The sequence below is a fragment of the Streptococcus sp. UBA3373 genome (genome assembly GCF_002360305.1).
Taxonomy (GTDB): domain Bacteria; phylum Bacillota; class Bacilli; order Lactobacillales; family Streptococcaceae; genus Streptococcus; species Streptococcus alactolyticus.
Genome location: NZ_DEQF01000013.1, coordinates 16,033 through 40,129, shown reverse-complemented (window position 1 = coordinate 40,129; position 24,097 = coordinate 16,033). Strand labels below are relative to the sequence as shown.

Below are 24,097 nucleotides of genomic sequence, written 5' to 3'. Positions count from 1 at the left end.
ACTAATCTTAGTATGTTTTTGCTGCTTCCTTTTTAAAGGCAAGGTAATCCTTTCTTTTATTTGTTGAAAAATAGATAGAAAAACGGTAAAATATTAGAGGATAAAAACTTTGGAGGAAATCATGTCTTATTCTGATTTAAAACTGTTTGCATTATCGTCAAACAAGGAATTGGCAGAAAAAGTGGCTTCGGCTATGGGAATTGAGCTTGGAAAATCATCAGTTCGTCAGTTCTCTGATGGTGAGATTCAAGTTAATATCGAAGAGTCAATTCGTGGGCGTCATGTCTTTATTTTACAATCAACAAGTTCACCTGTTAATGACAATTTGATGGAAATCTTGATTATGGTTGACGCATTGAAACGAGCTAGTGCTGAAACCATCAGTGTTGTCATGCCTTATTATGGCTACGCACGTCAAGACCGCAAAGCAAGATCACGTGAACCAATTACGTCTAAATTGGTTGCAGATATGCTTGAAGTAGCAGGAGTTGATCGTTTGTTGACGGTTGATTTGCACGCTGCTCAGATCCAAGGTTTCTTTGATATTCCAGTGGATCACTTGATGGGTGCACCTCTTATTGCGGATTACTTTGACCGTCATGGTTTAGTTGGTGAAGATGTCGTTGTTGTTAGTCCTGACCATGGTGGTGTGACACGAGCTCGTAAGTTGGCACAATTCCTCCAAACACCGATTGCTATTATTGATAAACGTCGTAGTGTCACTAAAATGAACACAAGTGAAGTGATGAATATCATTGGTAACGTTAAAGGTAAGAAATGTATCTTGATTGATGACATGATTGATACTGCGGGTACCATTTGTCATGCGGCTGATGCACTTGCTGAAGCGGGTGCGACTGCTGTGTATGCGTCATGTACTCACCCTGTCTTATCTGGTCCTGCACTTGAAAATATCGAAAAATCAGCGATTGAAAAACTCGTTGTTTTAGACACGATTTACCTCCCAGAAGAACGTTTAATTGATAAGATTGAGCAAATTTCAATTGCTGAACTAATTGGTGAAGCTATTACTCGTATTCATGAAAAACGTCCGTTATCGCCTTTATTTGGAATGGACACGGCAAAATAAGTCGAAATGTAGAGAGAACACTTTGGTTCTCTCTTTTTATGTTGGTCTAGTCTGAAAGGTTCTGGCTTTTATTAGAATTTTATGTATAATAGATATAATTAAACATAAAGGGAGATTGTTATGGGCTTGACTAATCGTTTTAATAAGTATTTAGATAAAATCGAAGTATCTTTGATTCGTCAGTTTGACCAATCCATTTCGGATGTGCCAGGGATTATGAAGTTGACTCTGGGGGAACCAGATTTTACAACGCCTGAGCATGTTAAAGAGGCTGCTAAGGCGGCTATTGATGCCAACCAATCCCATTATACGGGAATGGCTGGTTTGGTGGCTCTGCGTCAAGCTGCGGCTGATTTTGTTAAAGACAAGTACCATTTGACCTATAATCCAGATAATGAAATCTTGGTGACTATCGGGGCAACGGAAGCCTTGTCTGCGACTTTGACTGCTATTTTAGAGCCTGGGGATACGGTTCTTTTGCCAGCACCAGCTTATCCTGGATACGAACCAATTGTCAATCTTGTTGGGGCTGATATTGTGGAGATTGATACAACAGGGAATGACTTTGTGTTGACGCCAGAGGTATTGGAACAAGCTATTTTAGAGCAAGGAGATTCGCTCAAGGCTGTTTTGCTTAATTATCCAACCAATCCAACTGGTGTGACGTATTCGCGTGAGCAAATTAAGGCTTTGGCGGATGTTCTTAGAAAATACGATGTTTTTGTTATTTCAGATGAGGTGTACTCAGAATTGACCTACACGGATGAGCCACACGTTTCAATTGCAGAATATTTGCCAGAACAAACCATTTTAATCAATGGCTTGTCAAAATCGCACGCCATGACAGGTTGGCGAATTGGTTTGATTTTTGCACCTGCTGTTTTTACGGCACAATTGATTAAGAGTCACCAATATTTGGTGACAGCTGCGACAACGATGGCACAATTTGCAGCTATTGAAGCTCTTTCTGCCGGCAAGGACGATGCGCTACCAATGAAAGCTGAGTACGTGAAACGTCGTGATTACATTATAGACAAGATGTCTGCACTTGGCTTTAAGATTATCAAACCTGATGGGGCATTCTACATTTTTGCTAAGATTCCAGAGGGTTATGAGCAAGATTCGTTTAAATTTTGTCAGGATTTTGCTCGTGAAAAAGCTGTTGCCTTTATCCCAGGGGTTGCTTTTGGAAAATACGGTGAAGGTTACCTTCGTTTGTCTTATGCTGCTAGCATGGAAACCATCACAACTGCGATGGAGCGCTTGAAAGAATTTATGGAAGAACATGCAAACTAAGGAAACTTATGGGCTTGTTCTCTACAACCGCAATTATCGTGAGGATGACAAGCTGGTCAAACTCTTTACCGAAACGGATGGCAAGTATATGTTTTTTGTCAGACATGCTAGCAAGTCTAAGTTAGCAGCGGTTCTCCAGCCTTTGACCATTGCAAAATTCATTTTAAAATTGAATGATGAGGGCTTGTCTTTCATCGAGGATTATAAGGAAGTGGAAACCTTTAAGGCCATCAACGCAGATTTGTTTAAACTGTCTTATGCGTCCTATGTCACAGCTTTGGCAGATGCGGCTTTGAGCGACCATGTGGCAGATGCTCCTTTATTTGCCTTTTTACAAAAGACTCTTTCTTTAATGGAAGAAGGTCTTGATTACGCTATTTTGACCAATATCTTTGAAATTCAGATTTTAGAGCGATTTGGTGTACGCCTTAATTTTCATGAATGTATTTTTTGTCATCGTGTGGGTTTGCCTTTTGATTTTTCGCATCGGTATTCGGGCTTGCTTTGCCCAGAGCATTACCACAAAGATAATCATCGTAGCCACCTCGACCCCAATATGCTTTATTTGGTGGACCGTTTTCAAGCTATTCATTTTGATGATTTAAGAACCATTTCCATTAAACTTGAGATGAAGCAAAAATTGCGTTTGTTCATTGATGACCTGTATCAGACTTATGTGGGTTTACATTTGAAAAGTAAGCAATTTATCGATGATTTGGGAACGTGGGGAGATATTATGACCTAAAAGTTGTTGGTGGTACCTTGTTTTCAAGGATTGCCGACAGTTTTTTATTTTTTTCTGAAAATCCCTTGTTGTTTTTATAAAACTGAAAAAAATGCTAAATCGTGTTATAATGGGGTGATTATATTTTGTGAGGAAATGACTATGAAAACAATTGCAATTGATGCTATGGGTGGTGATAACGCCCCTGAAGCTATTGTCGAAGGAGTGAATCAAGCTCTCGCTGAATTTTCAGATATTGAAGTGCAACTTTATGGTGATGAAAGCAAGATAAAACAATATTTGAAAGCAACTGAACGTGTGACAATCGTGCATACGGAAGAAAAGATTAATTCAGATGATGAGCCTGTCAAAGCCATTCGCCGTAAGAAAAAAGCGAGCATGGTACTAGCTGCTCAGGCAGTTAAAGACACGAAAGCAGATGCCGTGATTTCTGCGGGAAATACAGGGGCGCTTTTAGCGGCTGGTTTGTTTGTGATTGGTCGCATTAAAGGCGTTGATCGTCCAGGTTTGATGTCTACGCTACCAACGACTGATGGCAAGGGCTATGATATGTTGGATTTGGGAGCAAATGCGGAGAATACGCCAAAACATTTGCATCAGTATGCAACGCTTGGTTCTTTTTATGCTAAAAATGTGCGTGGCATTGCCAATCCGCGTGTAGGCTTGCTCAATAACGGTACGGAAGCGACTAAGGGTGACCCACTTCATAAGGACACTTATGCCTTGTTAGAAGAAGATAAAAGCTTGCATTTTGTTGGCAATGTGGAAGCGCGTGATTTGATGAATGGCGTAGCTGACGTTGTGGTGACCGATGGTTTCACGGGAAACGCTGTGCTTAAAACCATGGAAGGAACAGCTCTTAACATCATGGGTAGCTTGAAATCATCTATTCAATCAGGTGGTTTCAGAGCAAAATTAGGTGCCCTTTTATTGAAAAATAGCTTGTACCAATTGAAAGATACGATGGATTATACGCGTGCAGGCGGTGCGGTTCTCTTTGGTTTGAAAGCTCCTGTGGTTAAATGCCACGGTTCAAGTGATGCCCAAGCTGTTTTCTACACCATCAAACAAGTACACACCATGCTAGAAACAAAAGTTGTTGAGCAGCTGGTCGATGCTTTTACTGTTGAGGATTAAAGCATATGACAAGAGAAATGATTTTTAATAAAATGGCAGAAGTGGTTCGAGGACAAGTGAAAAATCCAGACCTAACCTTAACCACTTCAATGGATATTCAAAAAGACCTGGGGCTTGATTCTATCGAGTTAGTGGAACTTATTATTGATTTGGAAGAAGCTTTTCAACTCAGTATTCCCGATGAAGATGTGGAAGATTTGGCCTCTCTTGGTGAATTGGCAGATTATTTAAATAATCGGATAAATTAGAAAGAAACGTTCGCGTAAGGTGAACGTTTTTGTTTTTGAATTCTCAAAAAGTCTGTTAAATGTTGAAAAAAATGACATCGTATGTTAAAATCTATTTGAATAAAGGTGAAAGGCGAACAAATAAATGTCAAGAAAACTGATTTATACGGGAAAAGCCAAAGATATCTACACAACTTCAGATGATGAAGATGTGATTATTTCAGTTTATAAAGATCAAGCAACCATGCTTAATGGTGCTCGTAAGGAAACCATCAAAGGGAAAGGGGTGCTTAACAACCAGATTTCGTCTTTAATTTTCACGAAATTAAATAAAGCAGGTATTGCAACCCACTTTGTTAAACAATTGTCAGAAAACGAACAATTGAACAAAAAAGTTGATATTATTCCGCTTGAAGTTGTTTTGCGTAATGTGACTGCAGGATCATTTTCAAAACGATTTGGTGTGGAAGAAGGCATTCAGCTAGAAACACCGATTGTTGAATTTTACTATAAAAACGATGACTTGGACGACCCATTCATCAACGATGAACACGTGAAATTCCTTGGTATTGCAAGTGATGAGGGTATTGCTTACATCAAGGCTGAAACACGTCGTATCAACGAATTGTTGAAAGATTGGTTCAACCAAATTGGACTTCAATTGATTGATTTTAAATTGGAATTTGGTAAGGATAAGGATGGTCATATCATCCTTGCGGACGAATTTTCACCTGATAACTGCCGTCTTTGGGATGCGGAAGGTCACCATATGGATAAAGATGTTTTCCGTCGTGACTTGGGTAACCTAACAGATGTTTACGAAGTGGTTCTTGAAAAATTGCAAGGACTTGGATAAAAAAGCTCGGTACGGTGTACTGGTAAGCTACTAGAAAGAAAATTCTTAAAAGGATAGGGAATGGATAAACGCATTTTTGTTGAGAAAAAATCACATTTTAACGTTAAAGCGCAAGCACTTATCAAAGAGCTTAAGCACAATCTTCAGTTAAACAGTTTGACTGATTTACGCATCATTCAAGTGTATGATGTTTTTCAGCTAGACGAAGCGCTTTTTGCGCGTGCAGAAAAGCATATTTTTTCTGAACCAGTAACGGATAATATTTTGGCAGAAAGTGATGTGGTTGCGGCCTTGTCAGACTATGCTTTCTTTGCGATTGAATCACTTCCAGGCCAATTTGACCAACGTGCGGCGTCATCTCAAGAAGCCTTGCTTTTATTGGGTAGTGGCAACGATGTAACGGTTAATACCGCTCAACTTTACTTGGTAAATAAAGATATCGAAGTGTCTGAATTGGAAGCTGTTAAGCATTATTTGTTGAATCCAGTAGATTCTCGCTTCAAAGATATCACGACAGGAATTGCTCCACAAGCATTCTCAGAATCTGATAAAACTATTCCGAACCTTGACTTTTTCAAGACTTATACAGCAGCTGATTTTGCCAAATATAAGGCAGAGCAAGGCTTGGCAATGGAAGTGGATGACCTTGTCTTTATCCAAGATTACTTCAAATCAATTGGACGTGTGCCAACTGAAACAGAATTGAAAGTTTTGGATACTTATTGGTCAGACCACTGCCGTCACACTACTTTTGAAACCGAACTAAAACACCTTGATTTTTCAGCTTCTAAATTCCAAGAGCAATTGCAAGCAACTTATGATAAATACCTTGCGATGCGCGATGAATTGGGGCGTTCTGAAAAACCACAAACGCTTATGGACATGGCGACTATTTTTGGACGCTATGAGCGTGCCAATGGCCGTTTGGACGACATGGAAGTATCTGACGAAATCAACGCTTGCTCTGTCGAGATTGAAGTGGACGTTGATGGTGTCAAAGAACCATGGTTGTTGATGTTCAAAAATGAAACTCATAACCACCCAACTGAAATTGAACCGTTTGGTGGCGCTGCGACTTGTATCGGTGGGGCTATCCGTGATCCATTGTCAGGGCGTTCTTATGTTTACCAAGCCATGCGTATCTCAGGTGCTGGTGATATTACCATGTCAATTGCTGACACACGCGTTGGGAAATTGCCTCAACAAGTGATTTCAAAAACAGCGGCTCATGGTTATTCATCATACGGTAACCAAATTGGCCTTGCAACGACTTATGTTAAAGAATATTTCCACCCTGGATTTGTAGCCAAACGCATGGAACTTGGTGCGGTTGTCGGTGCAGCACCTAAGGAAAATGTGGTGCGTGAAAAACCAGAAGCAGGTGACGTGGTTATCCTTCTTGGTGGTAAAACAGGGCGTGATGGTGTCGGTGGTGCGACAGGTTCTTCTAAGGTTCAAACCGTTGAATCTGTTGAAACAGCTGGTGCTGAAGTTCAAAAAGGGAATGCCATTGAAGAACGTAAAATCCAACGTCTTTTCCGTAATGGCGATGTGACACGCCTTATCAAGAAATCAAATGACTTTGGTGCTGGTGGTGTCTGTGTTGCGATTGGTGAATTGGCTGATGGTCTTGAAATTGACTTGAACAAAGTGCCATTGAAATACCAAGGGCTTAACGGAACAGAAATTGCCATTTCAGAATCGCAAGAACGTATGGCCGTTGTGGTGCGTCCAAAAGACATCGATGCTTTTGTTGCTGCTTGTCATAAGGAAAATATCGATGCGGTTGTAGTGGCAACTGTGACTGAAAAACCAAATCTTGTTATGACATGGAATGGGCAAACGATTGTAGATATCGAGCGCCGTTTCCTTGATACAAACGGTGTGCGCGTAGTTGTCGATGCTAACGTGGTTGATAGCCAAGTTGATGTGCCAGAACAACGCACAACTTCAGCTGAAACCTTGGAAGCTGATACTGTAACAGTTCTTTCAGACCTTAACCATGCCAGCCAAAAAGGGCTTCAAACTATTTTTGATAGCTCAGTTGGTCGCTCAACCGTTAACCACCCAATCGGTGGTCGTTATCAAATCACACCAACAGAAAGTTCTGTTCAAAAATTACCTGTTCAAAATGGTGTGACAACAACAGCTTCTGTCATGGCACAAGGTTTCAACCCTTACATTGCAGAATGGTCACCGTATCACGGTGCTGCCTATGCCGTTATCGAAGCGACAGCACGTTTGGTGGCGACAGGTGCAAACTGGTCTAAAGCACGTTTCTCTTACCAAGAATACTTCCAACGTATGGACAAACAAGCTGACCGCTTTGGTCAACCTGTTTCAGCCCTTCTTGGTTCTATCGAAGCACAGTTACAACTTAGCTTGCCATCAATTGGTGGTAAGGACTCAATGTCAGGGACATTTGAAGAATTAACAGTACCGCCAACATTGGTTGCCTTTGGTGTGACAACGGCAGATAGTCGCAAAGTGCTTTCGCCAGAATTTAAGGCAGCTGGTGAGTACGTTTATTACCTTCCTGGTCAAGCTATTTCACAAGATATTGATTTTGATTTGATTAAGTCAAACTTTACAAGGTTTGAAGCGATTCAAAAAGCACACCATATCACATCAGCATCTGCTGTTAAATACGGTGGTGTGATGGAAAGCTTGGCTTTGGCTACATTTGGAAATCACATCGGTGCGACAGTTGAATTAGCTGATCTTGACACAAGCTTGACAGCTCAACTCGGTGGCTTTATCTTTACATCTGCTGAAGAAATTGCTGACGCTGTGAAAATTGGTAAGACAAGTGCTGACTTTACGTTGACAGTCAACGGCGTTGCCCTTTCTGGAGAAACCTTGTTAGCAGCCTTTGAAGGTACGCTTGAAGAGGTTTATCCAACAGAATTTGAGCAAAGCCAAGTTATCGAAGATGTGCCAGCTGTGGCTTCAGATGCCGTTATCAAAGCCAGCGAAAAAGTGGCTGAACCATTGGTTTACATCCCTATTTTCCCAGGAACAAACTCAGAGTACGATTCGGCTAAGGCCTTTGAACAAGCAGGTGCCAAAGTGAACTTGGTTCCGTTTGTAACGCTTGACGAAGCAGCTATTGAAGCTTCTGTTGACACGATGGTTGACAATATCGCAAAAGCAAACATCATCTTCTTTGCAGGTGGTTTCTCAGCAGCGGACGAGCCAGACGGTTCTGCAAAATTCATCGTGAACATCTTGTTGAACCAAAAAGTTCGTGCGGCTATTGACAGTTTTATCGAAAAAGGTGGGCTTATCATTGGTATCTGTAATGGATTCCAAGCCTTGGTTAAATCAGGATTGCTTCCATACGGTAACTTTGAAGATGCCACAGAAACAAGTCCAACCTTGTTCTACAACGATGCTAACCAACACATGGCGAAAATGGTTGAAACACGTATCGCCAACACAAATTCACCATGGCTTGCTGGTGTTGAAGTGGGAGATATCCACGCTATTCCAGTATCACACGGTGAAGGGAAATTCGTTGTCAATGCTGCTGAATTTGAAGAACTCCGTGATAACGGTCAAATCTTTAGCCAATACGCTGATTTCAACGGTCAACCAAGCATGGATTCTAAATACAATCCAAATGGTTCTGTCAACGCTATTGAAGGTATTACAAGTAAAAATGGTCAAATCATTGGTAAAATGGGACACTCAGAACGTTACGAAGATGGTCTTTTCCAAAATATTCCAGGAAACAAGGACCAACACTTATTCCGTAGCGCCGTTGAGTATTTTACAAAAGGTTAGACCTTGCTAAATAAACAACAAGAGGACAAGATAAGGTACAAGGGTGCCTTATCTTGTCAACTAATCAAGAAAATTTCTTATTAACAAGAATCTAGGTAAAAAAATAATGACATATGAAGTAAAATCTCTTAATGAAGAATGTGGCGTTTTTGGCATTTGGGGCCACCCTCAAGCAGCTCATGTTGCTTACTTTGGCCTTCATAGCCTCCAACACCGCGGTCAAGAAGGGGCTGGTATCGTCACAAATGATAACGGTAAGTTGCTTCAACACCGTGATACAGGTCTTCTTTCAGAAGTGTTTAAAAATCCTGCTGATTTGGAAAAATTAACAGGGACCGCTGCTATTGGTCACGTGCGTTACGCGACAGCAGGTTCAGCTTCTATCAATAATATCCAACCGTTTCTTTACAACTTCACTGACGAGCAATTTGGTTTGTGCCACAATGGGAATTTGACAAATGCTTTGTCATTGAAAAAAGAGTTGGAGGACCAAGGTGCTATCTTTAACGCCTCATCAGATACTGAAATCTTGATGCACTTGATTCGCCGTAGTCACAATCCTGAATTTATAGGAAAAGTCAAAGAAGCCCTCAATACTGTAAAAGGTGGTTTTGCTTACCTTTTGATGACAGAAGATAAATTGATTGCAGCGCTTGACCCAAATGGTTTCCGTCCTTTGTCAATCGGTCAAATGAAAAATGGAGCTTGGGTAGTTTCAAGTGAAACATGTGCCTTTGAAGTTATCGGTGCCAAATGGGTTCGTGATGTGAAGCCAGGTGAAATCGTGATTATCGATGACAACGGTATCCAGTACGACACTTACACAACAGATACGCAATTAGCTATTTGTTCAATGGAATACGTGTATTTTGCACGTCCAGATAGTGATATCTACGGTGTCAATGTCCACACTGCTCGTAAGAATATGGGGAAACGTTTGGCACAAGAATTCCAACACGAAGCAGATATCGTAGTTGGGGTGCCTAATTCATCGCTTTCAGCAGCTATGGGATTTGCGGAAGAATCAGGCCTTCCAAATGAAATGGGATTGGTCAAAAATCAATACACTCAACGTACCTTTATCCAACCGACACAGGAATTGCGTGAAGAAGGGGTTCGTATGAAACTTTCGGCGGTTTCAGGGGTTGTTAAAGGCAAGCGCGTGGTGATGGTTGACGATTCTATCGTGCGTGGAACCACTTCTCGTCGTATCGTGAATCTCTTGCGTGAAGCTGGTGCCACAGAAGTTCACGTGGCTATTGGTAGCCCTGAATTGAAATACCCATGTTTCTACGGTATTGACATTCAAAATCGTCGTGAGTTGATTTCAGCTAACCATACGAAAGAAGAAGTTTGTGAGATTATTGGTGCGGACAGTTTGACTTACTTGTCGATTGATGGCTTGATTGAGTCTATCGGTATTGACACAGATGCTCCAAATGGTGGTCTTTGTGTTGCTTACTTTGACGGCAAATACCCAACACCACTGTACGATTATGAAGAACCTTACCTCAAGAGTTTAGAGGAAAAAACCAGCTTTTATTTGGAAAAATAAGGCTTTTAGAGAATTAGTTTTATAATAGCTCAGCTATTTCCCAAAAAGGAGAATTTATTTATGACAAAAAATGCTTACGCTCAATCTGGTGTTGATGTTGAAGCGGGTTATGAAGTTGTTGCTCGTATCAAAAAACACGTTGCACGTACAGAACGTGCGGGCGTTATGGGCGCTCTTGGTGGTTTTGGTGGGATGTTTGACCTGTCTAAAACTGGTGTGAAAGAACCTGTCTTGATTTCAGGAACGGACGGTGTGGGAACAAAACTCATGCTTGCCATCAAATACGACAAACACGATACGATTGGTCAAGACTGTGTTGCCATGTGTGTCAACGACATCATCGCAGCGGGTGCAGAGCCACTTTACTTTCTAGATTACATTGCGACTGGTAAAAACGAACCAGCTAAATTGGAACAAGTGGTTGCGGGTGTTGCGGAAGGTTGTGTGCAATCTGGTGCAGCGCTTATTGGTGGTGAAACCGCTGAAATGCCTGGTATGTACGGTGAAGACGACTATGACTTGGCTGGTTTTGCCGTAGGTGTTGCGGAAAAATCACAAATTATCGACGGTTCAAAAGTATCTGAAGGTGATGTTCTTCTTGGACTTGCTTCAAGCGGTATCCACTCAAACGGTTACTCACTTGTGCGTCGTGTCTTTGCTGATTATACAGGTGATGAAGTGCTTCCAGAACTTGAAGGCAAACCGTTGAAAGAAGTGCTTCTTGAACCAACTCGTATCTATGTTAAAGCGGTACTACCCCTTATCAAAGAAGAATTGGTAAACGGTATTGCCCACATCACAGGTGGTGGTTTCATCGAAAATGTGCCACGTATGTTCTCAGATGACTTGGCTGCTGAAATTGAAGAGGATAAAGTGCCCGTTCTTCCTATCTTCAAAGCCCTTGAAAAATACGGAGAGCTCAAACACGATGAAATGTTTGAAATCTTCAACATGGGGATTGGTTTGATGTTGGCAGTTAGTCCTGACAAGGTTGAGCGCGTGAAAGAATTGTTCGATGAACCTGTTTATGAACTTGGTCGTATTGTCAAAAAAGCAGATGCAAGTGTGGTGATTAAATAATGAAAAAGATCGCCGTTTTTGCGAGTGGTAACGGGTCAAATTTTCAAGTTATTACAGAGCAATTTCCCGTTGCCTTTGTCTTTTCAGACCACCGAGATGCTTATGTTTTAGAGCGTGCTGAAAAGCTTGGTGTGCCTGCCCATGCTTTTGAATTAAAGGAATTTGACAATAAAGCTGCTTACGAAGATGCTATTGTTGCCTTGCTGGAGCAATATGACATTGATTTGGTGTGCTTGGCAGGCTACATGAAAATTGTTGGCCCAACTTTGCTAAAAGCTTACGAGGGACGTATCATCAACATTCATCCAGCTTATTTGCCTGAATTTCCAGGGGCTCATGGCATTGAGGATGCTTGGGAAGCTGGTGTCAGCCAGTCAGGTGTGACCATTCACTGGGTTGATAGTGGTGTTGACACAGGACAAATCATCAAGCAAGTCCGTGTGCCACGTCTAGCTGATGATACCATTGACAGTTTTGAAGCTCGCATTCATGACCATGAATACCAACTCTATCCAGAAGTTTTGGAGAGTTTGGGTGTTGAGAGAAAATAAGGATAAGCGAAAATTCGTTTTAAAAGGAGAAAAAATGACAAAACGTGCACTGATTAGTGTTTCTGATAAAGCGGGTATTGTAGAATTTGCCCAAGAATTGAAACAATTAGGTTGGGATATCATCTCAACTGGGGGAACAAAAGTAGCACTTGATAAAGCAGGTGTTGACACGATCGCAATTGATGATGTGACTGGTTTTCCTGAAATGATGGATGGACGTGTGAAGACCCTTCACCCAAACATTCACGGTGGTCTTTTGGCTCGTCGTGACCTTGACAGCCACCTGGAAGCAGCTAAGAAAAATCACATTGAGCTGATTGACCTTGTTGTGGTAAACCTTTACCCATTTAAAGAAACGATTCTGAAACCAGACGTGACTTACGCAGATGCCGTTGAAAACATTGACATCGGTGGTCCGTCAATGCTTCGTTCAGCAGCGAAAAACCATGCCAGCGTGACTGTTCTTGTTGACCCAGCAGACTACGCTGTTGTGTTAGATGAATTGAAAGCTACTGGTGAAACAAGTGTGGAAACACGTAAACGTTTGGCAGCTAAAGTCTTCCGTCACACAGCAGCTTACGATGCTTTGATTGCGGATTACTTTACTAAACAAGTGGGTGAAGAAAAAACTGAAAAACTCACTTTGACTTATGACTTGAAACAACCAATGCGTTACGGGGAAAATCCTCAACAAGACGCTGATTTCTATCAAAATGCCTTGCCTACGGTTTATTCAATTGCGTCAGCGAAACAATTGAACGGTAAAGAATTGTCATTTAACAATATCCGTGATGCTGATGCGGCTATCCGCATTATCCGTGATTTCAAAGACCGTCCAACTGTTGTGGCGCTTAAACACATGAACCCATGTGGTATTGGGCAAGCAGACGACATTGAAACAGCTTGGGATTATGCTTACGAATCAGACCCAGTGTCAATCTTTGGTGGTATTGTCGTGCTTAATCGTGAAGTGGACGCAGCAACAGCTAAGAAAATGCACGCTATTTTTCTTGAAATTATCATCGCACCAAGCTATTCAGAAGAAGCGCTTGAAATCTTGACAACGAAGAAGAAAAACTTGCGTATTCTTCAATTGCCATTTGAAGCGCAAGAAGCGAGCGAAGTGGAAAAAGAATACACTGGTGTTGTAGGTGGCCTTTTGGTGCAAAACCAAGACGTTATCAAAGAAAATCCAGCTGACTGGAAAGTCGTGACAAAACGTCAACCAAGCGAACAAGAACAAACAGCCCTTGAATTTGCTTGGAAAGCGATCAAGTATGTCAAATCAAATGGTATTATCGTGACAAATGACCACATGACGCTTGGTGTTGGTCCTGGTCAAACCAACCGTGTGGCATCTGTTCGTATCGCTCTTGACCAAGCTAAAGACCGCTTTGACGGTGCGGTACTTGCTAGTGACGCTTTCTTCCCATTTGCAGACAACGTGGAAGAAATTGCTGCCGCTGGTGTTAAAGCCATTATCCAACCTGGTGGTTCTGTTCGTGACCAAGAATCAATTGATATGGCTGATAAATACGGACTTACTATGATCTTTACAGGTGTCCGTCACTTCCGTCACTAAGATCATATAACTACCTCCCTTTTATTTAAATAACATAGTAACAATAATAGCCTCAACCTCAGGGTTGAGGTTTTTAAGTTTTCTGAAAGGCTTTTTTTAGTTTTCATTAAGTCACCCCAACTATACTAAAGACACTCCTAAAAAAACTTTTTTCATGACCAAGCAAATCCCAATCCCCCAGATTGGGATTTTTGGTTGTGGTCTGAATGGTTGCCAAAAGGAAAATGTTATAAAGTTGTTACATGAATCGTTATAATTTCCGAACAAATATGGTATAATATTTTTGTATAATTCGTTAAAACGTGTAGTGTTTGACGAAAGTTTTGATTCTGGAGCTTAGGCTCTGTTAATGGTTTGTATTGAGGTATAGTAACTTATGAAACTTTTAGTTGTTGGATCAGGCGGGCGTGAACACGCTATTGCTAAGAAATTGTTAGAATCTCCTCAAGTTAGTCAGGTTTTTGTTGCTCCTGGAAATGATGGCATGACGCTTGACGGACTTGAATTGGTAAATATCGGCATTTCCGAACATTCTGAACTGATTGCATTTGCAAAGGAGAATGGCATTGATTGGACTTTCATCGGACCTGATGATGCTTTAGCAGCCGGGATTGTGGATGATTTCAATGCAGCTGGTCTGAAATCCTTTGGTCCAAGTAAAGCAGCAGCGGAGCTTGAGTGGTCTAAAGATTTTGCCAAATCAATTATGGCTAAATATAAGATTCCAACAGCAGCTTATCGCACGTTTTCAGATTTTGAAGAAGCAAAACGCTACATCGAAGAACAAGGTGCTCCAATCGTTGTCAAAGCAGATGGTTTAGCGCTTGGAAAAGGCGTTGTGGTGGCAGAAACAGTTGAGCAAGCTATCGAAGCAGCTCAAGATATGTTGTTGGACAATAAATTTGGTGATTCTGGTGCGCGTGTGGTTATTGAAGAATTCCTTGACGGCGAAGAATTTTCATTGTTTGCTTTCGTGAATGGGGATACTTTTTACATTATGCCAACGGCTCAAGACCACAAACGTGCATTTGATGGTGACAAAGGTCCAAACACAGGCGGTATGGGAGCTTATGCACCAGTCCCTCATTTGCCTCAGAGTGTTGTGGATACGGCTGTTGAAACCATTGTTAAACCGGTCCTTAACGGCATGATTGCAGAAGGTCGTCCTTACCTTGGTGTGCTGTACGCTGGTTTGATTTTGACAGCAGATGGTCCAAAGGTCATCGAGTTTAACTCTCGTTTTGGTGACCCTGAAACTCAGGTTATCTTGCCACGTTTGACCTCTGATTTTGCTCAAAATATCACGGATATTTTAGATGGGAAAAAGGCAGAGTTGACTTGGACAGATGAGGGTGTAACCTTGGGCGTGGTTGTTGCTTCAGAAGGTTACCCATTAGCTTATGAAAAAGGCGTTCGCTTACCTGAAAAAACAAGTGGCGATATTATCACTTATTATGCAGGTGCAGCATTTGCCAAAGACGGAGCTCTTTTGTCAAATGGTGGCCGTGTCTATATGCTAGTCACAACAAAAGAAGATGTGAAAACAGCAAAAGACACCATCTACGCTCAATTATCAAAACAAGATACCAGCGGTCTTTTCTACCGACATGACATTGGAAGTAAGGCCATTGGACGCTAAAACTCGATGTGTGTTAGTGAGCGCCTGCCTCTTGGGTGAACGTTGTAAATACAACGGTGGTCACAATTACAATCAAGCTCTTGTGGATTATGTGGCTGATAAAGAAGTAATTGCCGTTTGCCCTGAGGTGCTCGCTGGCTTGCCTGTGCCTAGACCGCCAGTCGAATTAGCCGCGGGTCATGTTGTGGATGCGACAGGTCAACGTTACGATGCTCTTTTTGAAAAAGGAATCGAGCGTTCTTTGGCAGCTATTTCTGGCAAAAAAGTTGATTTAGCCATTTTGCAATCACGTAGCCCTTCATGTGGGGTCAATCAAGTTTACGACGGTAGTTTTTCAGGCCGAAAAATAGCTGGTAGCGGGCGTTTTGCTCAAAAACTCAAAACATTAGGTTATCGCGTTCTTGATGTTGAAGATATCAATCAATTGGAAGGAAAATCATGAAACCATTAATTTCAGTAATCATGGGAAGCAAATCAGATTGGGCTACCATGAAAAAAACAGCAGAAGTACTTGACCAATTTGGTGTGGCATATGAAAAGAAAGTCGTGTCTGCTCACCGTACGCCAGATTTGATGTTCAAACACGCTGAAGAAGCCAAAGGTCGTGGCATCAAGGTCATTATTGCTGGTGCGGGTGGAGCTGCGCATTTACCTGGTATGGTTGCCGCTAAGACGACACTTCCTGTTATCGGTGTGCCAGTCAAATCACGAGCTCTTAGCGGACTTGACTCTCTTTATTCAATCGTTCAAATGCCTGGTGGCGTGCCTGTTGCAACCATGGCAATTGGTGAAGCAGGAGCAACCAATGCGGCTTTGACAGCTCTTCGTATTTTGGCAATTGAAGATGCGACATTAGCAGAAAAATTAGAAAACTTTGCTTTAGAACAAGGCAAGGTAGCAGAGGAATCAACAGATGAGCTCGACTAAAGCAAAAATGATTGGGATTATTGGCGGAGGTCAATTGGGGCAAATGATGGCTATCTCAGCTATTTATATGGGGCACAAAGTGGTTACTTTGGATCCAACAGCAGATTGCCCAGCGTCGCGCGTGAGTGACATGATTGTGGCGGATTATGATGATGTGGAAGCCTTGCGCGAATTAGCAGAACGTTGCGATGTCTTGACCTATGAGTTTGAAAATGTTGACGCAGATGGCTTGGATGCCGTTGTCAAAGACCATCAATTGCCTCAAGGGACAGACTTGTTACGCATTTCGCAAAACCGTATTTTTGAGAAAAACTTTTTGGCTAAAAAAGCTGGCGTACAAGTGGCACCTTATAAAGTGGTTACATCAAGCCTTGATATTGAGAACCTTGATTTTAGCAAGACCCACGTTTTAAAAACGGCAACAGGCGGCTATGATGGGCACGGTCAAGTGGTCATCACCTCTGCTGCTGACTTAGAAAAAGCCAACCAACTGGCAAATTCTTGTGAATGTGTTTTGGAAGAATTTGTGGATTTTGACCTTGAAATTTCAGTCATTGTTTCAGGAAATGGTCAAGATATCACAGTATTCCCAGTTCAAGAAAACATTCACCGCAATAACATTCTTTCAAAAACCATCGTCCCAGCCCGTATTTCAGACGAATTAGCCAAAAAAGCACAAACCATGGCCGTTCAAATTGCGAAAAAGCTAGACCTAGCTGGTACGCTTTGTGTGGAAATGTTTGCGACAGCTGATGATATTATCGTCAATGAAATTGCGCCACGCCCACACAATTCAGGACACTATTCTATCGAAGCTTGTGATTTCTCACAATTTGATACGCATATTTTGGGCATTCTTGGCTTGCCTCTGCCTGATATTCACCTGCACCAACCTGCCGTTATGCTAAATGTCCTCGGACAACACATGGAAAAAGCGCAGGCTTATATGCAAGAAAACCCTAGCGCGCACCTCCACCTTTATGGTAAACTAGAGGCAAAACATAACCGTAAAATGGGACACATTACTTTGTTTAGTGATGAACCAGATACCATTGCGGAAATGGGGGAAGGAATGGATTTTTAAAGTGTTAATCGGAGGAAATATGCTGAAAATCATTGTTCATGCTTATATTGATAATACTAAGAAAGCTATCGTTGAAGTCGTTTTTGCTTCTTCTGATAAGTCTCGTATTTCTGAAAAAATGGCAGAACTGACAAATAAGTACCCCAATGATTATCTTGCTGTTTATGATTTACCACTCGATACAGATTTAACAACTTTACCTCACTATCCATCTGTTGAAATTGGTAAGGAAGATTTTAATTAATTGTGTTAGTTGTTTTATTGATATAACTAAAAAAAGGAAAGGAGTTAGGGTGTTAATCGTATTCGCTTAACGCCCTTAATATCTTAAACATGATCGATCGTTATTCACGCCCTGAAATGGCGGCAATTTGGAGTGAAGAAAATAAATACCGTGCTTGGCTTGAAGTGGAAATCTTAGCCGATGAAGCATGGGCAGAATTAGGTGAAATTCCTAAAGAAGATGTGGCTAAAATCCGTGAAAATGCGGACTTTGACATTGACCGTATTCTTGAAATTGAACAAGAAACACGTCACGATGTGGTGGCTTTCACGCGTGCCGTTTCTGAAACACTTGGCGAAGAACGCAAATGGGTTCACTACGGTTTGACATCAACTGACGTCGTTGATACAGCTTACGGTTACCTTTACAAACAAGCCAACGACATTATTCGCAAAGATTTGAACAATTTCCTTGAAATCATTGCCAACAAAGCAAAAGAACACAAGTTTACTATCATGATGGGACGTACTCACGGTGTCCATGCTGAGCCAACTACTTTTGGTTTGAAATTAGCAACTTGGTACAGTGAAATGAAACGTAACATCGAACGTTTCGAACATGCTGCCGCAGGTGTCGAAGCTGGTAAAATTTCAGGTGCCGTTGGTAACTTTGCTAACATCCCACCATTTGTTGAAGCTTATGTGTGCGATAAATTAGGCATCCGTGCTCAAGAGATCTCAACACAAGTTCTTCCACGTGACCTTCACGCTGAATACTTTGCTGTTCTTGCTAGCATCGCAACATCAATTGAACGCATGGCAACTGAAATCCGTGGTTTGCAAAAATCTGAACAACGTGAAGTTGAAGAATACTTTGCTAAAGGCCAAAAAGGTAGCTCAGCAATGCCACACAAACGCAACCCAATCGGTTCAGAAAACATGACTGGTCTTGCGCGTGTGATTCGTGGACACATGGTAACAGCTTACGAAAACGTTGCTCTTTGGCATGAACGTGATATCTCACACTCATCAGCAGAACGTATCATCACACCAGATACAACGATTTTGATTGATTACATGCTAAACCGTTTTGGCAATATCGTGAAAAACTTGACCGTTTTCCCAGAAAATATGCTTCGCAACATGGGTTCTACATTTGGTCTTATCTTCAGCCAACGTGTGATGCTTAAACTGATCGAAAAAGGCATGACGCGTGAGCAAGCTTATGACCTTGTTCAACCTAAGACAGCTTATTCTTGGGATAACCAAGTCGATTTCAAACCACTTCTTGAAGCTGATGAAGAAGTGACATCACGTTTGACACAAGATGAAATCGATGAGTTGTTTAACCCAGCTTATTACACAAAACGTGTTGATGAAATCTTTGAACGTATTGGTTTAGGGGACTAAGATTTATCAACTTGATGATTTAAATACAACCATTATCGAACACTATTTTTCTAAGAAGGCAGGATAACTAGTTGGGAGAGTATTATCCTGTCTTTCTTTTTCTATCGGAGAGATCGTTAGTTTTAGGGGATTTAAAGAGATTGATTATGAAAGCATTTGGGGAAAAGGTGCGCCAGTTAAGAGAAGAGCGTGGGATTTCACGTGAGGCTTTTTGTGGCGATGAAACGGAATTGTCTATTCGGCAGTTGTATCGGGTTGAAACAGGGCAGTCCATTCCAACACTAAACAAGGTAACCTATATCGCGCAGATTTTGGGAGTGAGCATTGGTGAGCTAACCGATGGCAAGACCTTTGAACTTCCAGCTAGATACAAGGAATTAAAGTATTTGCTGCTGAGAACACCGACTTATGGGGACCAAGAACGCCTGCAAAAAAAGAGCCATTATTTTGATGAAATTGCGGAGCAGTATTACGAAGTCATTCCAGAAGAAGAACGCTTGATGATGGATTGCTTGCAGTCTAAGATAGATGTGCACTTCAGCGATGATGTTAATTTTGGAGAGGGCATTTTGCACGAGTATTTTGACCAAGTTCTAAAAAAGCAGGTTTTTTCCTTAAATGACCTGATTGTGATTGATTTGTACTTGGCTTGTTTGGCCTCAGCTCCCGTTTTAGAAGGCATTTACAGTTTGGATTTGTATAAGACTTTGATGGAACGCTTGTTGGACCAAGACATTGCTGACCCTGAAACGGCACTGATTTTGAATAATGTTTTGCTAAATAACGTTGACTTGGCTTTTCGTTTTCAAAAGGACACTTTTGTGGAGGCTATCATGTCAAAAAGTAGTGACATCATGACGGCGATTCACGATTTTCAAAAACGCCCCATTTTAAGCTTGGTAGAGTGGAAATATCAGCTGCATTTCAAAAATGATTTGGCTACTGCACAAGAATCTTATACCAAAGCCATTTCATTTGCCAGTTTGATAGGAGATACCCATCTAGAAGAGCAGTTGGTCACGGAATGGCAAAAGGATACCCAAAACTATCCCTAGATTTTTTCTAGGGATTTTTTTTGCAGAACAGGACATATATGTCCTGTTGTTTTTCTGAAAAATCCAGTAAACTAAATGTAATCATTTGGAAAGGATGGAAAGAGATGAAATCAATGGTTTTCTTTTTTCTGCTAACAGGTTGGTGGGGTTTATAAGCTCTTATTCAAAAAATTCCCTGACCTTTTTAGTTTTGGTATAATAATGATATGAGTAGAATTTTAGATAATGACGTGATGGGTGATGAGGAGTTCGTAGAGCGAACCTTGCGTCCCCAATATTTGCAAGAATACATTGGTCAAGATAAGGTCAAAAATCAATTACGCATTTTTATCGAAGCAGCAAAATTGCGAGATGAGTCTTTGGACCACGTTTTGTTGTTTGGACCGCCAGGTCTTGGTAAGACTACCATGGCTTTTGTCATCGCCAACGAATTAGGCGTGAATTTGAAACAAACCTCAGGGCCAGCTATTGAAAAGGCGGGAGATTTGGTGGCCATCTTAAATGATTTAGAACCAGGTGACGTGCTTTTTATTGATGAAATTCATCGGATGCCTATGGCTGTCGAAGAAGTGCTTTACAGTGCTATGGAAGATTTTTACATTGACATCATGATTGGTGCTGGTGAAACTAGCCGTAGTGTGCATCTGGAATTGCCACCGTTTACCTTAATTGGTGCAACCACCCGAGCAGGTATGCTATCAAACCCTTTGCGAGCGCGCTTTGGTATTACAGGACACATGGAATACTATGATGTGGATGATTTGACGGAAATCATTGAGCGGACGGCAGATATTTTTGAGATGAGCATTGTTTATGAAGCAGCACAAGAATTAGCCAGACGCAGCCGTGGCACACCACGTATTGCTAACCGTCTGTTAAAACGTGTGAGGGACTACGCTCAAATCATGGGAGATGGTGTGATTACAAAAGATATCACCGACAAGGCTTTGACAATGTTGGATGTCGATGCTGAAGGGCTTGCTTACATTGACCAAAAAATCTTGCGGACGATGATTGAACTGTATAATGGAGGTCCAGTGGGACTGGGCACCTTGTCTGTCAATATTGCTGAGGAACGCGATACGGTGGAGGATATGTACGAGCCTTATTTGATTCAAAAAGGTTTTATCATGCGAACGCGGACAGGGCGCGTGGCGACTGCCAAGGCTTACGAACACCTAGGTTACCCGTTTAAGGAAAATTAAAGTTAATGTTAAGTTAATTTTAAGCTAATCTTTCTATACTGTAGACATTCCTAAAACTTTTCTTTTTCATAATCTCCTAGGAAGAAGCTTACTTCGTTAAGTTTCTTCCTTTTTTAGTGTTAGAATTCGGTTGGCTTAACCAGAAACGAAACATTTAAAAGAGATATCATGCGTTAAGCGTCTATTTTTTTGTTATAATAGTAAAAGAAATTTTTTTAGACAATCGTTTAAAGTTTTAGAAGTTGTGTGAACATGAAAAAAATAAATATAAGTAGAGGCCGTATAGAGATAATTGTTGTCCTATTTCTTGTTATTTGTGGCCTATCCGTTTTTTCGGTGTCAAAAAGTTCCAAGACAACCTTGGTTTACGATAATGGCAAAATAACCTATACAGGCTATGTAGTCAATCATCGCATGAATGGTCAGGGACAGTTGACTTATCAAAATGGGGATGTTTATAAAGGGCACTTTGTCAATGGTATTTTTGATGGCGAAGGTGCCTATACCGCTAAATCAGGATGGAGTTATAGCGGCGAATTTAAAGATGGTCAACCAAACGGACAAGGAACCTTGAAGGCCCAAAATGGTAAAGTCTATACAGGAACCTTTAAACAGGGGATTTTTCAAAAATGAGAATAAAATGGTTTTCAATGGTTAGGGTAACAGGGCTTTTGTTAGTCTTGCTCTATCATTTCTATAAAACAATCTTTCCAGGAGGCTTTGTTGGTGTTGATGTCTTCTTCACCTTTTCAGGCTACTTAATCACTGCTTTGTTAATTGATGAGTATTCTAAGCACAGAAAGATAGACCTTCTTGGTTTTTATAGGAGGCGATTCTATCGGATTGTGCCTCCTTTGGTATTGATGGTTCTGATGGTTATCCCATTTACTTACTTGGTGCGCCGAGATTATGTTGCCAATATAGGCACACAAATCGCAGCGGCACTGGGATTTACCACCAATTTTTATGAAATCATGACCGGTGGTAATTACGAATCGCAATTTGTTCCCCACCTTTTCCTACAAACGTGGAGTTTGGCGATTGAGATGCATTTCTACTTGATTTGGGGTTGGTTGATTTGGTTCTTAGGACGTCGCCGACACAGTTTAGCCCAATTCCGTAGCATGATTTTTGGAATTTCGGGACTTTTCTTTTTGGGAAGCTTCCTATCAATGTTTATCCGAGTCTTTTTCGTGGACAATGTGTCAACCATCTACTTTTCATCGCTATCGCATAGTTTCCCATTCTTCCTAGGAGCAATGGTAGCAACGATGACTGGGGTCAGAGAAACCACTGTCCGATTTAAGAAAAATGTCCGTTTGTGGACGACAAAACGCAGTATCATCACCATGGCAACCAGCTTTGCCTTGCTAATGGTTTTGGGATTGACTTTGAATTTCAACCATCGCATCACTTATTGGTTTGGTTTCTTACTAGCTAGTTTGTTTGCTGTTGTTATGATTTACGGGGCGCGTGTTTTAAATGACCAGTTGCCAAATGCAAAAGAGCCCGTGGTGATTAACTATTTATCAGATATTAGTTACGGGATTTACCTCTTCCACTGGCCATTTTATGTGATCTTTACCCAATTGATGCCTCATTTCTTGGCAGTTCTGTTGACTGTGTTCTTCTCCATTGTCTTGTCAACCTTGTCTTACTATCTCCTTGAGCCTTTTATTGCTGGAAAATCACCAAGCTTATTGGGAGTAGAGTTTGATTTGACGCCTTATAAGAAATGGATTTATGGAGGAACGGCAGCACTTGGCCTTGTGACCCTTGTAACGGTTCTGATGGCCCCAAGCATGGGGAATTTTGAATCCAGCTTGTTGGTCAATTCCTTAAATCAAGAGCAAAGTAATGTGACTAGGACTCATACCCTGATCGCTGGTGATGCTGCTGCGCTCAGTGATGTGACTATTATTGGTGACTCTGTTGCCCTTCGTTCAAGCAGCGCCTTTTCAAGTTTGTTGCCTGATGCTCAACTTGATGCCGCTGTTAGTCGTAATTTCAACGAAGCTTTTGATATTTACAAAAATGCTATTGACAGTGGTACCTTGTCCAAAACAACGGTTCTTGCTGTCGGTGTTAATTCCTTAGATAATTATCGCGAAGATTTGCAACGTTTTATTGACGCTTTGCCAAATGGCTACCGTTTGATTATCGTTACGCCTTACAATGCTAATAATGAAACGCAAGTCAAAGAAGTTCGTGATTACGAATTGACCTTGCCAGATACCTATCCTTATGTGACTATTGCGGATTGGTATAAGGCTGCCTCAACTCACCCAGATATCTGGAAGGGAACAGACGGCGTCCATTACAGCGACAGCGATTCAACAGGTGCAGACCTTTACGTTAAAACCATTCAAAAAGCTATCGATAAATCTGCTAAAGGCCCTGCCAAAGAATAAAGTATTTAAGTCAACGATCCGACTGAGTAACAGTTGCATCATTGACTTTTTTTAGTGGAAAGCCGACTCATAAAAAAATCTCAAAAAAGTTTATGAAAGCCCTTTACAGATTGAATGGCTAGCGTTATAATACCAATGGATTAAACGTGAGTAGGAAGGAGGGAAGTTAGTGGCTGCTTTATTCTATAACGTTTTGGCAAGCGTTTGGATTTCAATTGCTGGTGTAGATTCACGTTGGA

21 protein-coding genes are annotated in these 24,097 nt (G+C 41.3%); all 21 read left to right on the top strand.

Features of this window, described 5'->3' with window-relative positions; translation table 11 throughout:
• Positions 1-121: 121 nt before the first annotated feature.
• The 21 genes from B3R79_RS02500 (at position 122) to B3R79_RS02400 (ending at position 23,858) form a co-directional block, all read left to right on the top strand.
• Positions 122-1,090, top strand: coding sequence for a ribose-phosphate diphosphokinase (locus tag B3R79_RS02500; RefSeq protein WP_154454863.1), 969 nt, complete (start codon positions 122-124; stop codon positions 1,088-1,090).
• A 120-nt stretch (positions 1,091-1,210) separates the two neighbouring features.
• Positions 1,211-2,386, top strand: coding sequence for a pyridoxal phosphate-dependent aminotransferase (locus tag B3R79_RS02495; protein ID WP_168261032.1), 1,176 nt, complete (start codon positions 1,211-1,213; stop codon positions 2,384-2,386).
• The gene (gene recO, locus B3R79_RS02490; RefSeq protein ID WP_293693543.1) at positions 2,376-3,131 is read left to right on the top strand and encodes a DNA repair protein RecO; all 756 of its coding nucleotides are present in this window, start codon (positions 2,376-2,378) and stop codon (positions 3,129-3,131) included. The genes B3R79_RS02495 and recO overlap by 11 nt, the downstream gene beginning before the upstream one ends.
• Positions 3,132-3,272: 141 nt before the next feature.
• Positions 3,273-4,268 (top strand): phosphate acyltransferase PlsX, encoded by a 996-nt coding sequence (gene plsX, locus B3R79_RS02485; RefSeq protein WP_293693541.1) that lies wholly within the window; start codon positions 3,273-3,275, stop codon positions 4,266-4,268.
• 17 nt (positions 4,269-4,285) lie between these two features.
• Positions 4,286-4,516, top strand: coding sequence for a phosphopantetheine-binding protein (locus B3R79_RS02480; protein ID WP_293693539.1), 231 nt, complete (start codon positions 4,286-4,288; stop codon positions 4,514-4,516).
• A 124-nt stretch (positions 4,517-4,640) separates the two neighbouring features.
• Positions 4,641-5,351 carry a phosphoribosylaminoimidazolesuccinocarboxamide synthase gene (gene purC / locus B3R79_RS02475; protein WP_293693537.1) on the top strand — a complete coding sequence of 237 codons (711 nt, stop codon included), beginning with the start codon at positions 4,641-4,643 and terminating at the stop codon, positions 5,349-5,351.
• 60 nt (positions 5,352-5,411) lie between these two features.
• Positions 5,412-9,137, top strand: a complete 3,726-nt coding sequence (locus B3R79_RS02470) for a phosphoribosylformylglycinamidine synthase (RefSeq protein ID WP_293693535.1) — start codon at positions 5,412-5,414, stop codon at positions 9,135-9,137.
• 106 nt (positions 9,138-9,243) lie between these two features.
• Positions 9,244-10,692 (top strand): amidophosphoribosyltransferase, encoded by a 1,449-nt coding sequence (purF, locus tag B3R79_RS02465; RefSeq protein WP_154454870.1) that lies wholly within the window; start codon positions 9,244-9,246, stop codon positions 10,690-10,692.
• A 60-nt stretch (positions 10,693-10,752) separates the two neighbouring features.
• Complete coding sequence (gene purM / locus B3R79_RS02460; protein WP_154454871.1) at positions 10,753-11,772, top strand: phosphoribosylformylglycinamidine cyclo-ligase; 1,020 nt, start codon at positions 10,753-10,755, stop codon at positions 11,770-11,772.
• Positions 11,772-12,323: a phosphoribosylglycinamide formyltransferase gene (gene purN, locus B3R79_RS02455; RefSeq protein ID WP_204984832.1), complete on the top strand. Its 552-nt coding sequence runs from the start codon at positions 11,772-11,774 to the stop codon at positions 12,321-12,323. The genes purM and purN overlap by 1 nt, the downstream gene beginning before the upstream one ends.
• 34 nt (positions 12,324-12,357) lie before the next feature.
• Positions 12,358-13,905 carry a bifunctional phosphoribosylaminoimidazolecarboxamide formyltransferase/IMP cyclohydrolase gene (purH, locus tag B3R79_RS02450; protein ID WP_204984834.1) on the top strand — a complete coding sequence of 516 codons (1,548 nt, stop codon included), beginning with the start codon at positions 12,358-12,360 and terminating at the stop codon, positions 13,903-13,905.
• Between the two features lie 376 nt (positions 13,906-14,281).
• Entirely contained in the window at positions 14,282-15,544 is a 1,263-nt protein-coding gene (purD, locus tag B3R79_RS02445; protein WP_204984836.1) for a phosphoribosylamine--glycine ligase, read from the top strand.
• A complete protein-coding gene (locus tag B3R79_RS02440; protein WP_167510362.1) occupies positions 15,513-15,986 on the top strand; it encodes a DUF523 domain-containing protein in 474 nt (157 codons plus the stop codon). Before purD ends, B3R79_RS02440 begins: the two co-directional genes overlap by 32 nt.
• Positions 15,983-16,471 (top strand): 5-(carboxyamino)imidazole ribonucleotide mutase, encoded by a 489-nt coding sequence (purE, locus tag B3R79_RS02435; RefSeq protein ID WP_154454876.1) that lies wholly within the window; start codon positions 15,983-15,985, stop codon positions 16,469-16,471. The genes B3R79_RS02440 and purE overlap by 4 nt, the downstream gene beginning before the upstream one ends.
• Positions 16,458-17,555 (top strand): 5-(carboxyamino)imidazole ribonucleotide synthase, encoded by a 1,098-nt coding sequence (gene purK, locus B3R79_RS02430; protein ID WP_168261040.1) that lies wholly within the window; start codon positions 16,458-16,460, stop codon positions 17,553-17,555. Before purE ends, purK begins: the two co-directional genes overlap by 14 nt.
• A 19-nt stretch (positions 17,556-17,574) precedes the next feature.
• Positions 17,575-17,799: a phosphoribosylaminoimidazole carboxylase gene (locus B3R79_RS02425; RefSeq protein WP_154454878.1), complete on the top strand. Its 225-nt coding sequence runs from the start codon at positions 17,575-17,577 to the stop codon at positions 17,797-17,799.
• A gap of 89 nt (positions 17,800-17,888) precedes the next feature.
• Entirely contained in the window at positions 17,889-19,187 is a 1,299-nt protein-coding gene (gene purB / locus B3R79_RS02420; protein WP_154454879.1) for an adenylosuccinate lyase, read from the top strand.
• Between the two features lie 143 nt (positions 19,188-19,330).
• Positions 19,331-20,242 carry a helix-turn-helix domain-containing protein gene (locus tag B3R79_RS02415; protein ID WP_204984845.1) on the top strand — a complete coding sequence of 304 codons (912 nt, stop codon included), beginning with the start codon at positions 19,331-19,333 and terminating at the stop codon, positions 20,240-20,242.
• A gap of 206 nt (positions 20,243-20,448) precedes the next feature.
• Positions 20,449-21,447, top strand: a complete 999-nt coding sequence (ruvB, locus tag B3R79_RS02410; RefSeq protein ID WP_293693529.1) for a Holliday junction branch migration DNA helicase RuvB — start codon at positions 20,449-20,451, stop codon at positions 21,445-21,447.
• A 252-nt stretch (positions 21,448-21,699) separates the two neighbouring features.
• Positions 21,700-22,080 carry a hypothetical protein gene (locus B3R79_RS02405; RefSeq protein ID WP_293693527.1) on the top strand — a complete coding sequence of 127 codons (381 nt, stop codon included), beginning with the start codon at positions 21,700-21,702 and terminating at the stop codon, positions 22,078-22,080.
• Positions 22,077-23,858 (top strand): acyltransferase family protein, encoded by a 1,782-nt coding sequence (locus B3R79_RS02400; protein WP_293693525.1) that lies wholly within the window; start codon positions 22,077-22,079, stop codon positions 23,856-23,858. The genes B3R79_RS02405 and B3R79_RS02400 overlap by 4 nt, the downstream gene beginning before the upstream one ends.
• The last annotated feature ends 239 nt before the right edge of the window (positions 23,859-24,097 follow it).